This window comes from Rhodococcus sp. D-6 (assembly GCF_040256695.1).
GTDB lineage: Bacteria > Actinomycetota > Actinomycetes > Mycobacteriales > Mycobacteriaceae > Rhodococcus > Rhodococcus pyridinivorans.
On sequence record NZ_CP132970.1, the window covers coordinates 642,460 to 657,646 of the forward strand.

Here is a 15,187-nt window from a genome sequence, read left to right on the forward strand (position 1 = left end):
GCTCACCTCTTCCGATGTGCACCGACCGGGACGCTCGTCGGCGCCGGTTTCTCGACGAACCACCCGTCCGGCCCGATCTCCGTACCGACCCGGGGGAGGCAGTGCGTGAAGAACAGTCGTGCGACGAGTTCCTGCCGACTGTTCACGCCCGTCTTCGCATAGATGCTCTTCAGGTGGTCCTGCACGGTGTACGGGCTGACGAACAGTCCACGCGCGATCTCGGTGCGTGTCTCTCCCGCAAGAACGCGGGCGAGGACATCGGTCTCCCGTTCGGTGAGACCGTGAAGGGCGGCGGTCAGAGCCACGAGCTGACCGGGCTGCGCGGGTTCGATCGCGACGACGATCCGGGCCGATTCTCCTCGGCCGTCCAGCGACCCGGCCCGCAGGACGAGCCACTGACCGTCCTCCGTACGGACACGGACGACGCGCGCGGCGGCCCCTTCGTAGCGGAAACGGACGGCGACCACTACGGCCGGGAGCATGAAGGCGCCTTCGGCACCGAGTCGCTCGAGATACTCCACCGCCTGCGGAGTAGCCGATTCGATCTCGTTGTCCGCGCCCACCACCACGACCGCGGGACCGGAACCGCCGGGTGATGCGTCCGCCGCGAGTCGAGGGGATTCGCGGAGCAACGACAACCGCAGTCCGTCGCCGATCTCGCCCACGCATCCTGCGAGTGCTGCCACATCGTCGGCGTCGAAGCGTCGGCCGGGGGCGCGCATGAGAGTGCCGCCGCCCCAGACGCGCCCGTCACGGCCCCGGAAGACGAGGCGCACCTCGTCGTCCATTCCCTGCGGTTCGAGGATCTCGCTGTAGGGCAAGGAATCGCGGATGTCGCAGTCGATCGCCTCGCGGATCGTCTGGACACCGGTGCGCGTCCGGGCGAGCTTGCAGTAGGTGTTCGCGAAGCGCGACGTGCCGTACTCGATGTGTGCCACCGTCTTCGCGGCACGACCGGGCGGGGCGTCGGCGCCGAGCATGGTCACGGACGTGAACAACATGCTCGCCGGATCGACGAGAGCGATGCATCCGATGTCGTAGTGGATACGCCGCCGGATCGTGTCGAGGACGGCGTGCCGGAACTCGACCGGGTCGGCGGTTCCGAGTGCGATGTCCCGAACCTCGCTGCGGAGCGCCGACGCCTGCCGTGACGCGGTCATATTTTCAGTATGTGCTGGTCACGGTCGCTCCGGTACCTTTCGGTGCGGGACGAACGACGTATATACGGCGAATGCCGCCCCCGATCGGTGATCGGGGACGGCATTGTCCGGAACGGGACGAATTGCTCTGCAGCGCTGTGTGAGTGCTCAGCGGTTGCGGTCGGAGCTGTAGCGCCGGAGCCAGTCGGTGTACTTGTAGCTCGAGGTGTCGCGGGTGCGGAACAGCTCGTTGCGGGCCTCGCGACCGGCACCGTCGAGGTGCCACAGGTCGCCCCACATGCGTCCGGTGGTGAGGATGCGGTCGGTCGCGGAGCCGTCGGCGTCACCGGCGGAGAACTCACGCCGCCGCGCTGGCTCTGAGGTTTCCACACGTACGAACGACGAAGGCTCTTCCATCCCGGAGAGGATGGAAGAGCCTTCGCCCTTTTACGGGACGGACCGATCAGCGCGGATCGCGCTCGCAGCCGATCCCGTCGTTGTCGCGGTCGAGGCGCGGTGCGTATCCGGGGTCGTTGCGGTGGACCGGAGCAGCGCCCGCGTTCCAGGCCTCGGTGCAGTTCTTGAACCCGCCGCTCGGTGCGGACGGAGCCGGACGGGGAGCCGGGGGAGCCGGTGCCACCTGCGGAGCCGGGCCGGCCTGAGGTGCCGGCGGGGACGGGGGAGCCGGAGGTGCCGGAGGTGCCGGCGGCGGAGCGAACGGATTGAACGATCCGCTCGGAACGAGATCGGCGATGCCCTTCGGGAGCAGGTCCACGAGAGGGAAGGCGGTGGCGGTCGAGGGTGCGGCGACCGTCAGGGCCACACACCCCAGCGTCGCAGCGACGATGCGGCGGAACTTCATGCGCGAGGCCTTTCTGTACTTCGTCCGGATCCGATTTGCCGGATCCGATCGAAATGTCGGCCTGGACGGCGCGGGTGTTACGTCGCCCGGTCGCAGACGACGATCGGCCCGCTCGCGACCGGATGTCGCGAACGGGCCGATGTACTCCGGGCCTGCCGGGGGACGGCCCGGATGCCTGTCGTACGCCGGGATCAGCCGGCGTCGGTCCATCTGCCGGGATCAGCCGGCGTCGGTCCATCTGCCGGCTCAGCCGGCGTCGGTCCATCTGCCGGCTCAGCCGGCGTCGGTCCATCTGCCGGCTCAGCCGGCGTCGGCCTCCTCGAACGCCACGACCACCTTCGGGTCGATCCGCATGACGGTGTACCCCGCCACCGCTCCGGCGCCGAAGCCGGGAGCGAAGATGCGCACCGGTTCTGTGATGACCCCCTCGCGGACGGCGTCGTGGATCGCGAGTGGGATGCTCGCCGACGACGTGTTGCCGACCTTCTCGATGTTGAAGTACAACCGGTCGGCCGAGAGTCCGGCGTTCGCGGCAAGCTCGATGACCATCGTCTTGTTCGCCTGATGGGGAACGATGAGATCGATGTCGTCGAGCAGCGAACGCTCGGCGTCGTCGGGAGACGGGAGGGCCTTGATCTCGTCGAGCATCTGCGCCAGATAACGACCGGCGAGCGTCTTCACCTCGGGTCCGTAGACCGTGATGAAGTTGTCGAAGTCCGGGTTCGGCCAGATGATCGAGTTGACCTCGCTCGTCGGGCCGCTCGCGTAGCTGTTGAAGAACTCGAGATCGGGTGCCTCGCCCTCGGCGGCCGGCGAGATGACCATCGCCGCGGCGCCGTCACCGAAGATCATCCGGGACGGCCGGACGGTGCCGATCTTGTCCGAGAACTTCTCGACGCACACCACGAGGACGGGGCGCTTGACCTGCTGCAGGATGCGGGTCGCCTCGGCCAGGCCGTAGGGCATTCCCGCGCACGCCGCGATCAGGTCGAACGAGGCATGGGTCTGCCCGATGCCCAGTTCGCCCGAGATCCACGTGGCCAGCGACGGGATCAGCCGACCGCTCGTGCACGTGCAGGTGATGACCGCGCCGATGTCCTGCGGGCCGACTCCGGCGTGGGTGATCGCCTGCTTCGCCGCCGTCAGGGCCAGGTCCTCGAAGGTTCCCGAGGTGTACCGGCGCTGCTCGATCCCGGTCTTGGCCGTGATCTCGTCGGCCGACATGGGCGACCAGTTGTAGGCGGTGTTACGGATCAGGTCCTCGTTGGTGCACACCTGGTCGCCGTGCGCGACCGCGATCGCATCGATGCGGGGTGCGATCGCGAACTCCGAGCGCACGTCGACGGCCGGGTAGGGCGCAGACGGTGCCACCGGTTCGTGCCGCGTGTACGAGGTGGCCTTACGGGTCTTGCCCGACATGACCCGGTTGATGAACCGCTGGACCTCGCGATTGCGCGGATGGGAGGCCACGACGTAGTCGTCGTCCTTCAGGTCCGCGACCCGGACGAGTTCGGTTTCGCTTCCGTCCCAGGGCTGCTGGTTGTGCAGAACCATCGACCAGCGGCTCAGTGCCTCGAGTTCGGCGACGTCCTCGTGACAGTCGAGGATCTCGTCGTATCCGAAGACGGGGTGGTTCGGATCGTAGTGGCGAACACGCAGGGTGATGTTCTCCGGATCGGAGATCAGCTGTGGCACGGTCGGTTTGACCGTGGGCAGGTCGCCGGCGAAGTGACGACGCGAACCGAAGACCGCGAAGAGTCGATCGAAGATGTGGTCCTCGGCGGCACTGTCCCATGCGCGGGGGAGAGCGCGGTAGGCCTCCTCGACCGCCCCCAGCCGCTCTTCGGCCTCGGGCCAGGGAGTCAGACGAGGCATGTAGACGTCGTCGCGGTTGCGGGGAACGTCGCCCCAGCGAATGACGCGCCGCTCGAACATCATCAGCGGGAATCGGTCGGCCCAGAAGACGTTCAGGGCCATGTCCCGCATGATCTCGAACTTCGAGGCGTACTTGCCCAGTTCGTGCCGGGAGAGGATCTCCGAGACCGTGGGTGCCTTGGTGTCGAAGTCGCGTCGGATGACGGCGTCGAGGTGGTCGACGCTGCTCAGCGTGGAGAAGTCGAGTTCGGGAACGAAATTGGAGGGGAAGACAATTCGGCCGTGCCGATTGAGCTCGAATGGCTGCATGTGCGAGGGGACCGTTCGATTCGAAGTAGTGGGTGGGGAGACCGGATCACATGTCCAGGCCGCCGTTGACGCCCCATACCTGACCGGTGATGTACGAGGAGGCGTCCGCGGCGAGGAAGTGCACGACCCGGGCGATCTCCTGCGGGTCGGCCAGTCGTTTCACGGGGATGGTGTCGGTGATGCGTGCGAGAACCTTCTCGGGGATGGCCTCGACCATCTCGGTGGCGACGAAGCCCGGGGTGACGGTGTTGACGGTGACGCCGATGCCGTTCGGGTCCAGCTTGTCGTTCTTGGCCAGGTAGAAGGCCGCTTCCTTGGCGAGGGTCTTGGTGAGACCGAACAGGCCGGCCTTCGATGCCGCGTAGTTGGCCTGGCCGATGTTGCCGGTCTCGCCGATGACGGAGGAGACGTTGACGATGCGTCCGGTGCCACGCTCGAGCATGTGGCGCAGTGCGGCCTGCGCCAGGTAGAACGCACCCGAGAGGTTCACGCCGATGACGGTGTCCCAGTCCTCGTCCTGCATCTTCAGCACCGTGCGGTCGATGGTGATGCCGGCGTTGTTGATCAGGATGTCGAGACGGCCGTGCGTTTCGATGACCTCGTCGACGGTGCGTCGGCAGTCGTCGGCGTTCGCGACGTCACCGCGGTGCACCGAGTAACGGACGTCCTTGCGGCCCGTCTCGTTCAGGTCTGCGAGGAACTGATCCGCCTGGGCGGTGTTGCGTCCGTAGCCTGCGGCGACGGTGGCGCCCTGGCTCGCCAGGCTGCGGCTGATCGCCGCACCGATGCCGCGCGTGCCGCCGGTGACGAAGGCGACGCGTCCGCGGAGCTTGTTTCCGCCGGCAGCGATCTGCGAGCTGGGTTCGATGGTGCTGGTCATGCTGATCTCCTCGCTGTGCGAGGGGGCGACGGGCGCGGCTGTTCGCCGACGTCGCACAAACGCCCCCTGCGCGTTGATTTCTCTGTGGGGGAGCACGTTTCGGATCCCCCTGACTCGAACGCGTGTCCCCTGAAACGAGCCTTCATCGGCTCACAACTCCCTGCGGCACCAATCATGCACCACCTCGATGATGTTGTCACCAGAAACAATTCGAGTCTCGAATTTCGTCAATTTGTCCGAATAGTTCGAGAAGTATTGGAGCACAATCATATTCGACGAAGATTCGGGGTTACCCCACGGTACGAACATGCTGAATGTTCGTATCCATCCGGACGTACAGCCTGCACGAATCGGACTGCTCCAGAATGGCACAACGTGCTACCGGGGAGTCAGGTACAACTGTGTGCACATGACGTGGACGCGAACGTGTTTCGCGCATGGTCCCGAAAGTAATTGCAGATGAAGGGATTCGGAGTCGATTTCCTACCGTGGGCGGTCGCTTGACGCCTGTCGGGGAGAGACGCACTCCGTGCCGCCGAAGCTCGACCAAGACGAGCTCGTTGGTATTCCCCGTTCGAGAACGCGCCACACCTGGCGTCGGTGTGATTCTCGACACTACAGAGGGTCGTTGTGGCGAAGCACGGGTCTTTCCGGCGATGAGAGGATGGCCCCGTGAGCAACACTCGTCTTGTCGAAACACCGGTGGCCGAACTCGAGGTACGTCTCGACGGGGAAGGGCCGGCAGTCGTCCTGCTGCCCTCCCTCGGGCGCGACTCCTACGAATTCGATCCGATCGCGAGCGACCTCGCCTCAGCGGGATTCACCGCTCTGCGACCGCAACCCCGGGGTATCGGCAGCAGCCGCGGACCCATGACCGGTCTCGACCTGCACGATCTCGCGGGCGACGTCGCCGCCGTCATCGAGCATTTCGACGCCGCTCCCGCTGTTGTGGCCGGTCATGCGTTCGGGCACTACGTGGCCCGGGTACTCGCCGCCGACCGGCCCGAACTCGTCCGGGGGGTCGCCGTGCTCGCCGCCGGGGCCCGCCGGTTTCCGGCTTCGCTGACCGAGCGTGTCGCCAAGTGCTCCGACCTCTCGCTTCCCGACCACGAACGACTCGTGCACCTGCGCGACGTCTTCTTCGCCGCAGGACACGATCCGGCGGTGTGGCTCGACGGGTGGTGGCCCGACGCGATCGTGTCGCAGCGGGCAGCGATGGCCGCGACCGACAAGGAATCGTGGTGGACGGTGGCGCCGTCACCTCTGCTCGACGTACAAGCAGGAGAGGACGTTTTCCGGCCCGCGGAGACCCGAGGTGAGCTCGTCGACGAGTTCGGGAGTGAACTCGTCTCCACGGCCGTCGTGCCGGCTTGCGGGCACGCCCTCGTCCCGGAGGCTCCTCACGAGGTAGCCAGGATCCTGGTCGAGTGGATCCGTACGCGTCTCGGATGAAGGTTTCGTCATCTTCGGCTCATCGACCCCTCATCGTCGTGCGCCAAAGTTACCGGTGACCAGGACGAACACCGAGTCGAGGAGAACGATCATGGCGATGAGCCGCACCGCATGGGCCGTGACCGCTGTAGCGGTCGCGATGACGGCCGGCACCGTCGGTTTCGTGTCGGCGAACCGAGGTGAGTCCGCTCCCTCCGAACCGTCGTCGTTCACCGTCGCCCGCGTGGTGGACGAGACGACGACCGGCGGCCCGGATGGAACTGTTCGGGCGGGCGTCGACCCGGCCCGGGATGCGGGGCCGGGTGACCTGCCCACCGACATCCCCTACATCGACGTCACGAGCTGCGACGCGTGGTTCGAGGACTGGGACGACACGGTGCCGGACCACGTCGAGGACTTCTACGACGCGTGGGACGACCGCTGTGACGATGTGCACGACGACGACCGGGACGACGACCGGGACGACGATCACGACGACTGACCCGCACGACGGCCCCACGACGACGAGACCCCACCGGAAGTGTTCCGGTGGGGTCTCGCTCTCGTTGCGTGGGTTACGCGAGCGTGCGTGCCATGCCGCGCTCGACGGCCGCGATGATCTGCGGCCGCAGCTCGACCGCCGGCACGATCGCGTCGACCGAGCCGACCTGCTGTGCGCGCTGGATGTTGTGGATCGCCTCGAACTCGGCTGCCACCTCACCGAGCTTCTCCGACCGCACCGCGGTGCGCAGAGCGGTGAGCTCGACGCCCAGTCGTGCCTTGTCGCCGTCCTCGGCGGCCCGCAGCTGCGCCTCGAGTTCCACGACCCGCGGATCGCTCGCGGTGCGCTTGTTGACGTCGCGGGTGAAGACCACCGCAGCCGCCGGAGCGCCACCGAGCACCGAGGCGAACGAACCCTCCACGGCGAGGACTTCCATGTTCTCGTTCAGTGCGCCCGAGAACACCACGAAGGCACCACCGTGGTAGCGGGAGACCACGACGAACACGATCGGACCGTCGAAGTTGACGATGGCCCGGCCGATCTCGGCGCCGTACTCGAGCTGCAGGTTGCGCAGCGACTCGGGGGAGCCGTCGAAGCCCGACAGGTTGGCGAGCACCACGAGCGGACGGTTGCCGCTCGCCGCGTTGATCGCCCGTGCCGTCTTCTTCGACGACTTGGGGAACAGCGTGCCCGAGGTCCACTGGTCCGGTCCGTCGGCGGGGAACCAGCCCTTGCGCGGGATCGCGCGGGACTCGATGCCGATGACCGTCACCGGGTTTCCGCCCAGGTGCGCGTCGAACACGACCGAGGTGTCGGCGTCGGCCATGTCGGCCCACCGTTCGAGCACAGCGTGGTCCTGGTCGACCACCGAGCGCATCACCGTACGGATGTCGAACGGCTTCTTGCGATCCGGGTTGGTCTCGGACGAGAAGATGTCGCCCACGGTGGTGAAGTCGCTGGACGGATGCACGTGCGGGTACACGCACACGTTGCGGTCGACCGGGTCGGTGGACGCGGCCTTGCGCGGGAAGCGCTCGCCCGGCGCGACGTAGGCGTGGGCGTAGTGCGCGAACAGCGTCTCGATGGCGGCCCTGAGGTTGGGAGCCCAGTACTGCGCCTGACCGTTGGGGCCCATGACGCGGTCGTAGCCACCGATACCGAAGTTGTCCTCGGCGGAGACGCCACCCGAGTAATCGAGCGACTGCTTGCCGGTGAGCACCATGGCGCTGTCCGGGGTCATCACGAGGATGCCCTTGGTGTGCATGAGCATCGTCGCCTCGGCGTTCCAGTACGGCTGCGCGCCGACATTGATGCCGGTGACCACGACGTTGATCTCGCCGCCGTTCTGCGTGAATGTGATGATGCGACGCAGACCGCGCGACACCCAGTCCATGTTCTCGGTGCCCGAGTCCATGGAGATCGTCGCGCCGGACGACAGCGCGAACCACTCGACGGGAGCGTTCAGGCTCTCCGCCAGGTCGATCGCGGCGACCACACGGGAGCACTCGGCCTCCGCGACGGTGCCCAGCGCCTTGGTGGGATCACCGAACAGCGTGACGCGCTTCATGCCCTCGGGGTACCGCGGGGTCGGGGTGTCGACGACGCCGACGATCAGACCCGCGGTGTTGCGGCCGTAGGGGCGGTCGACGGGCACGAGGGTGCCCTGCTCGTCGAAGTCGTACTCGACGAAGGTGCCCTCGCCGCCGGTGAGCAGCGGGATCAGCTCGTACGGGTAGACGGTGCCGCGGGCACGGGACCGCTGGACCTTCTGGGTGTACTCGTCGAGCGGCTTCAGCGGCTCCTTCGGCGGCTCGGTGACCCGCACGATGACGCCCGCACCGGAGCGGTACGAGAAGCGCAGGGCGACCTCGCGTGCCGGCTCGTCCTGGCGATCACGCCACGACCCGATGACGGTGATCTCCTCGAGTCCGGCACCCACGGTCAGCGGCGCGGCGTTGCGGCCGATGCGGCGCAGGTCCTCCATGTCGAGATCGACGGCGGGCCACACGTAGAGCACCACGCGGTTCGCGTCGAGACGTCGCCCGCCGCGGTTGGCCTGGGCGCGTCGCATGCCGTCGAGCGAGCTCGCGAGAGCGCGTTCGAAGGCCGGCAGTCCGACGATGCGACCGGACTCGTCGCGCTGCGGCGTCAGGTCGCGCACCTCGGCGAGGGCGATGAACCGCTCATCGGACGGATTGTCCTGCGACACCAGGTGATACAGGTAGGTGTCCGGGTTGGCGGGCAGGCGGGTGCCGTCGAAGTTCTTCAGGCGCCACAGATCCAGACGCTGACCCGTGAGCGGGTGGATGTCGCGGATGTTGGTCTCCTCCGCGTATCCGGTCTCGTAGGGGCGGAAGGTGAACACGTGCTCTTCGGCCGTGTCGGTGTGGCAGACCGTCACGGTCACGCGACGGGCCACGCCGGTCACCGGGCGTGCGGCGAGTTCGGCGCGCAGCGCGTCGGCCTGGGCGTCGGCATCGGCCGGAGCGTCGTCCCACGCGAGGTACAGGTCGATCACGAGGTTCTTCGTGTCGGGAACCGAGGCCGCCGACTCCTCGACGGCGTCGAGCAGCGACGCGAACTCGGCCTGCGGGGCCTCGGCGGAGATCAGGTACAGGCGCGTGCCGCGCAGATCGAAGTTGCCGGTGACGAACTGGTGTCCGCCGACGGTGCACGAACGCACGTCCTCGAGGGTGCGGATCTTGTACGCCCGGCGAGCGATGACCTCGAGCAGCGGGCCCGGAACGGTCTCCGGACGCGTGATCTGCTGTGCGAGAAGGTCGATCAGTGGCTCGGGTGTGGCGACCAGCGAATCGATGCGCTGCGCGTAGTCCGTCGCCTGCGGATGCTCGGCGAGGTACGCGAGCGAACCGCGGACCCCGTCGTAGACCTGCTCGCGGGCCTTGCGGATCACCGGCTCCTCGAAGTAGCGGTACCGCAGGTTGCGGGCGGTGTCGCCGATGACCGGGAAGCGGACCTGGGTCGCGACGATCAGCCGGTCGAGGACTTCGTTGAGCTCGTGGGAGATCCCCACCTCGGTGTCGTCGCGCTCGACCCAGCGGTCGAGCAGCGAGGTGACCACGGGGACGTGGGCCTCGATGCGCTCGAGCGCGAGGAACAACCGATAGACGGCCTCCTCGAGCTCCAGGGTGCGATCGAGTTCCAGGACGTCGTAGTGCCGCAGGGCACGGGCGAGACGCGCGCGGAAGCTGTCGGGCAGACCCCCGACCTCCACGTCGAGCGACTGCAGGTAGCCGTGGAAGAACTCGCGGGGGCTGTGGACCCGGTCGTCGCTGTTCTTCTCCTCCTCGGTCGGACGGTTGCGCGACAGTTCGCACACGTCCGCGAAGGTCGTCAGCAGCGAGAGCTCGGCGCGGACGAGCGCGCACGAGTCGACCGAGCCGGAGAGACGCTCGTACTCGGCGAGCAGTGCCGCGGTGCGCTTGGCGGACACGTCGTATCCGGTGACCAGAGCGGCGAGCGAGTCGAGGCGAGCGAGTGCGTCGGCGGCGACATCGTCGCTGAGCGAGGGCGCCGGTGCAGCGAACTCCACGCGCTCGACGGTCTCGGTGACGACCTCCTCGACGATCTGGTCGACCCGCAGAAGCGGGGCGCCTGCGTCGACCTGCGCGTTGACGACGGCGAGGATCTCGCGGACCTTGCCGGCGAAGGGAGCGCGGACCGCGGTCTCCATCTTCATCGACTCGAGCACGACGAGGGTCTGACCGGCCTCGACCTCGTCACCGACGGCGACGGGAACCGCGACGACCACGGCCGGGGCAGGGGTGCGCACCACGCCGGCCTCGTCCTGGCTGATCTGGTGGCTGATGCCGTCGACCTCGACGAGGAAGTGGGCCGGACCGGCGATCGACACCACGTTGTGGCGGCGTCCGCCGAGGGTCAGGCGCGACTCGTAGTCGCCCAGCCGCTCGACGTCGACGTCGAACTCGGCGGAACCGGTGTCGACCCGGTAGCGGTGCGGGCCGACCTGGCCGACGACGAGCTCGTAGGCCTGGCCCTGGTAGCTCAGCTCGATCTTGCGTCCGACGGCGTGTCCGGCACGCGGGCGACCGCCGCGGGCGGAGGCGAGGAAGGCGGAGCGCTCGTGGGCCTCGTCGGTGTCGTAGACGTCGACGGCCGTCGCGATCAGAGCGACGTCGGCGACCTTGGACGGACCGGTCTCGGTGCCGGCGCCGGTGCGGTCGAGCCAGCCGGTGTCGGCGGAGGCGTCGATGACCTCGGGACGGTCGAGCAGGTCGAGCAGGAACGACTTGGTCGTCGTGCCGCCGTCGAGGACGACGGTGGTCTCGCGCAGAGCGGTGCGCAGGCGGGCGAGTGCCTCGTCGCGGTCGCGGCCCCACGCGATGATTTTGGCGACCATGGAGTCGTAGTCGGGCGGAATGACGTCGCCCTGGGCGATGCCGGTGTCGACACGCAGACCGGAGCCGAGCGGGAACTTGAGCAGCTGCACGGTGCCGGGAGCGGGTGCGAAGCCGTTGGCGGCGTCCTCGGCGTTCAGACGGGCCTCGACGGCGTGCCCGAACTCGCCGGGGCACTCGCCGGGAAGCTTCTCGCCGGAGGCGACGAGGATCTGCAGCTTGACGAGGTCGATGCCGGTCGTGGCCTCGGTGATGGGGTGCTCGACCTGGAGACGCGTGTTGACCTCGAGGAAGGTGAAGATCTTCAGGTCGGGCTGGTAGAGGTACTCGACGGTGCCGGCACCGGCGTAGCCGGCGGCGCGGACGAGATCGGCCGAGACCGTGCGCAGGTGGTCGGACTGCTCCTTGGTGAGCAGCGGCGAGGCGGACTCCTCGATGACCTTCTGGTTCTTGCGCTGGATCGAGCAGTCGCGCACGCCCGGGGCCCAGACGTTGCCGTGCTTGTCGGCGATGACCTGGACCTCGACGTGGCGTGCGTCGGTGACGAGACGCTCGATGAACACGACGGGGTCGCCGAAGGAACGCTCGGCCTCACCCTGGGTGCGCTCGAGGGCGAGCTCGAGCTCGTCTTCGGCGTAGACCTTGCGGATGCCACGGCCACCGCCGCCGGAGCGGGCCTTGATGATCAGCGGGTAGCCGATGGCCTGCGCGTGGCGGCGCGCGTCGGCGCGGGAATCGACCGGTCCACCGGACCACGGTGCGACGGGAACGCCGACCTTCTCGGCGAGGAGTTTCGCCTCGACCTTGTCGCCGAGCAGACGCATGGCGTCGGCGGAGGGACCGATGAAGGTGATCCCGAGGCGGGCGCACAGCTCGGCGAAGGCGGGGTCCTCGGCGACGAAGCCCCAGCCGACCCAGACGGCGTCGGCCTTCGCCTCGAGGAGCGCGCGCTCGAGTTCTGCATGATCGAGGTAGGGGGTCGCCGCCGTCGTCGACGGCCGGAGGGTCACTCCTTCGTCGGCCTGACGGACGAACATCGCCCGTCGCTCGGCATCGGTGTGCAGAGCGATCGTCTTGATGTCGTAGCCGTGCTCGGAGTTGAGCTCCCGGACTGCCCGGATGAGGCGTACGGCCGCCTCACCGCGATTGACCACTGCGATCCGCTTGAACATACTCGTTGCCACCGTTCTCCATGGTTTGTGCACGCATCGGGCGCGCGTCTCGAAGCTCCACCCCAATGAGGAAGTCAAACTAACCGGTCCTACCTTCCACGTCTCGTGTTGGCGACGCGAGCGGGAACATGTAGCGGTCGGCTCCTCGTGGTTGGCATGGGCATGCGTGTTCGTCGTCGATCCACCGGGCAACATCCGCGGTGTCCGAAGGACCGTTTCGAACAGGTCTCCGCAGCTACGGCCGTCGGTTGCGACGGTCACGTCCCCCTGGGCGAAGGCTCCGTTCGGATTACAGCATGGAGGAAACATGAGGGTTTGTCACGTTTTGCTTCCATGCGGGGCGATCGGCGGCGCCCTCGTGGCCGACTTCTCTCACAGGCATTCGCGCGCAGAGGATTTCGCTCGGGAACGGGTGTCGGGGAGGGGGTCTCCGGTCCCGGAGGCCGCCGGTACTGTGCAGTAACACCGATCGGTAACTTCCTGAGGGGTCAGGGATCCGTCGCCGGCGTCCTCTCGCTTCTGCTGGTACGCAACGGTTTTCGCGCGCCCCCGTCTCGGGCGCGATCCGGGATCGGGCAAATCGTTCGGAGCTACCTCGATAATGCTGTGACATCCGTCACGAAGGGCGAAAAGGTGAAGGTCTCAACCGAACCGGAGCGCGGCCGTGGACGTGTGGGATCGTGCCCGTCGAGTGCCCGGGATCGGGGCCGTTACCGGGCATTTCTCCGAGCCCGCGCGGAATCTGGAACAGTGGACGGTGCATGCCTGCGGACGAGCCGCGAGGAGGATCCCCGTGTCCGAAGCCGATCGACCCCACCTCCCGGGGCGCGACGACGCGCCCGGCCGGGACATCCCGTCGGTGGACCGGCGGACACGTATCGCCGGGCAGGTCCGCCGGTGGTGCGAGACCGGCAGTATCGAGGGCGGGCACGCTCCTCTGTCGGACGCCGCGGCGGTCGCACTGGCCGCCGGCTACCTCGACGAATCGGCACGTGCTGTGCTGGCGAACCGCCGGCGCGTCGGGCGCCGGTTGCCCACCCTCGACGGATTCGGTGAGCTGCGCCGCCTGTCCGACGAGCACGCCCGCCTCCGCACACGGATCGACGGCCTGCGTCCCGGCGCTGCGCGACTCGCACTCGAATACCGGGCCAACGAGCTCGGCAAACGCATCCGGGCGGCGCGACAGACCGTCGTGCACTCGCCGCTGCACTACGCCCAGGGCGTCCGCGCCGTGCGCCGCGACCGACGCGACGGGCTGCATCTCGAAATCGAACAACGCGAGGCGCTGTTCGCTGCACTGCGACGCACCCCGGCGCCCCTGCCCGTCACGCCCGTCGAGCAGGCCCGGGGAGTGGTGCTCGGTGTCGCCGTCGACCGCGTGGGTCGCTGGTCCGAACGCACCCCGCTGGCCGAGACGGGGCGTCGCGTCGCCGAACGGCTCGGACGCGAGGTGCCCTCCGGCGACGACCGCTTCGTCGACCGCTACGACACCCTGCTATTCCTCGCCGGTTCCCTGTACGACCGCGTCGAGGCATCGGCGGCGTGGCGTTCGGAGTACTTCGAGGTTCAACGAGCCCAGCTCGATCTCGCCGAGGAGCTCACCCAGATCGCGGTGGACACCGTCGCCCTGCGCGACCTGCTCGACGAGTTGCAGTCCGCGATCCGATCGGCGCCCGAGGCGCGGTCCGGTCTCGAATCCCGGGTGGCAGCGCTCGAACCGGTATGGGACCAGATCCTTGCGCGCGTCACCGCGCTCGCGCGCATCGGCGACCTGCTCACGCGCGCGGAGGGCCATCTGCATCTCACACACATCGCGCAGCGGACCGCGAGTCTCGACCAGCGGATCGACGACCTGATCGGCAGATCGGGTGCGCGCGAGTTGTCCGCCGAGAACACCGATTTCGTCGGCGACCAGCTCGGCGCCGCAGCCGAACCGATGGTCGCGCTCCGCAGTGCTCTGTGGACGGACATCGCCGAGCTCACCGCAAAGGAGTAACTCGGAGTTACTGTCATTTGTCACATCGATTCGGCTGCGTTTCGGGTCGTATCCCCGAACTCGTGGAAAGTGACCGTCTTCACTGGTGTATTCGTCCGAACCGGTGGTAGCTTCCTCGCGTCCTATCGGGGGTCGATACACAGGGGGGTGCGGTGGCGTCGCGGTTCGTGCGTACGGGTTTTGCGCTGGCTGTCGCTGCGGTGCTGGGGGTTTCGGGTTGTTCGGGGGCGACGACGAGCGTGTCCGTCGTCGACGACCCGCAGCTCGAGGCCGAGTTCGAATCGGTGCTCGTCTCCGGACAGTCCCGCACGCTCGGGGAGGTCGCGGCCGCAGCGGGTGTCGAGTCGTGGGACCGGATGTACTACTTCCGCGTCCCGGTGCTGATGAGCGAACTCAACCGCGTGATGCACACCCCCGGAGTCACCTGGCGGAACATGCCGGGATCCGATGCCGAAGGGCTCATCGTGTTCGTCTCGGAGGGGCAGATCGTGCGCGCGGTCGCCGACCGCGAGCCGCCGCTGTACCTGAGCGGTTTCGCGACCTCCGATTCGTACGTCACGCCCGACGAACTCGCCGGCATGCCCCGTCTCGCGGTCGAGTCGAGGGGCCGCTGATCCGGTAGCTGTCACCCGGCTGCCTCGT

Annotated in this window: 9 protein-coding genes and 1 pseudogene; 4 read left to right on the forward strand and 6 right to left on the reverse strand. The window is 67.8% G+C overall.

The annotated features are described in order from the left end of the window. Positions 1–2: 2 nt before the first annotated feature. From RBB84_RS03165 to RBB84_RS03185, 5 genes and pseudogenes are all read right to left on the reverse strand, one after another. The gene (locus tag RBB84_RS03165) at positions 3–1,160 is read right to left on the reverse strand and encodes a helix-turn-helix transcriptional regulator (RefSeq protein ID WP_024103501.1); all 1,158 of its coding nucleotides are present in this window, start codon (positions 1,158–1,160) and stop codon (positions 3–5) included. A 147-nt stretch (positions 1,161–1,307) separates the two neighbouring features. Next, positions 1,308–1,463: pseudogene (locus tag RBB84_RS03170) on the reverse strand (salicylate monooxygenase); the annotation flags it as partial. 139 nt (positions 1,464–1,602) lie between these two features. Further along, positions 1,603–2,001 (reverse strand): excalibur calcium-binding domain-containing protein, encoded by a 399-nt coding sequence (locus RBB84_RS03175; protein ID WP_024103502.1) that lies wholly within the window; start codon positions 1,999–2,001, stop codon positions 1,603–1,605. 300 nt (positions 2,002–2,301) lie between these two features. Further along, a complete protein-coding gene (locus RBB84_RS03180) occupies positions 2,302–4,185 on the reverse strand; it encodes a ketoacyl-ACP synthase III (protein ID WP_064255816.1) in 1,884 nt (627 codons plus the stop codon). Positions 4,186–4,231: 46 nt separating this feature from the next. Continuing rightward, complete coding sequence (locus RBB84_RS03185; RefSeq protein ID WP_024103504.1) at positions 4,232–5,065, reverse strand: 3-oxoacyl-ACP reductase family protein; 834 nt, start codon at positions 5,063–5,065, stop codon at positions 4,232–4,234. Between the two features lie 672 nt (positions 5,066–5,737). On the opposite strand from RBB84_RS03185, the gene RBB84_RS03190 reads away from it, so the two are divergent. Further along, positions 5,738–6,517, forward strand: coding sequence for an alpha/beta hydrolase (locus RBB84_RS03190; protein ID WP_064255815.1), 780 nt, complete (start codon positions 5,738–5,740; stop codon positions 6,515–6,517). 97 nt (positions 6,518–6,614) lie between these two features. Continuing rightward, a complete protein-coding gene (locus tag RBB84_RS03195; protein ID WP_006553957.1) occupies positions 6,615–6,998 on the forward strand; it encodes a hypothetical protein in 384 nt (127 codons plus the stop codon). A gap of 73 nt (positions 6,999–7,071) precedes the next feature. Here RBB84_RS03195 and RBB84_RS03200 read toward each other — a convergent pair whose 3' ends face one another. Then, entirely contained in the window at positions 7,072–12,549 is a 5,478-nt protein-coding gene (locus RBB84_RS03200; RefSeq protein WP_064255814.1) for a carboxyl transferase domain-containing protein, read from the reverse strand. A gap of 793 nt (positions 12,550–13,342) precedes the next feature. On the opposite strand from RBB84_RS03200, the gene RBB84_RS03205 reads away from it, so the two are divergent. Further along, the gene (locus tag RBB84_RS03205; protein ID WP_006553959.1) at positions 13,343–14,545 is read left to right on the forward strand and encodes a hypothetical protein; all 1,203 of its coding nucleotides are present in this window, start codon (positions 13,343–13,345) and stop codon (positions 14,543–14,545) included. Between the two features lie 239 nt (positions 14,546–14,784). Continuing rightward, entirely contained in the window at positions 14,785–15,159 is a 375-nt protein-coding gene (locus tag RBB84_RS03210; RefSeq protein WP_006553960.1) for a hypothetical protein, read from the forward strand. The last annotated feature ends 28 nt before the right edge of the window (positions 15,160–15,187 follow it).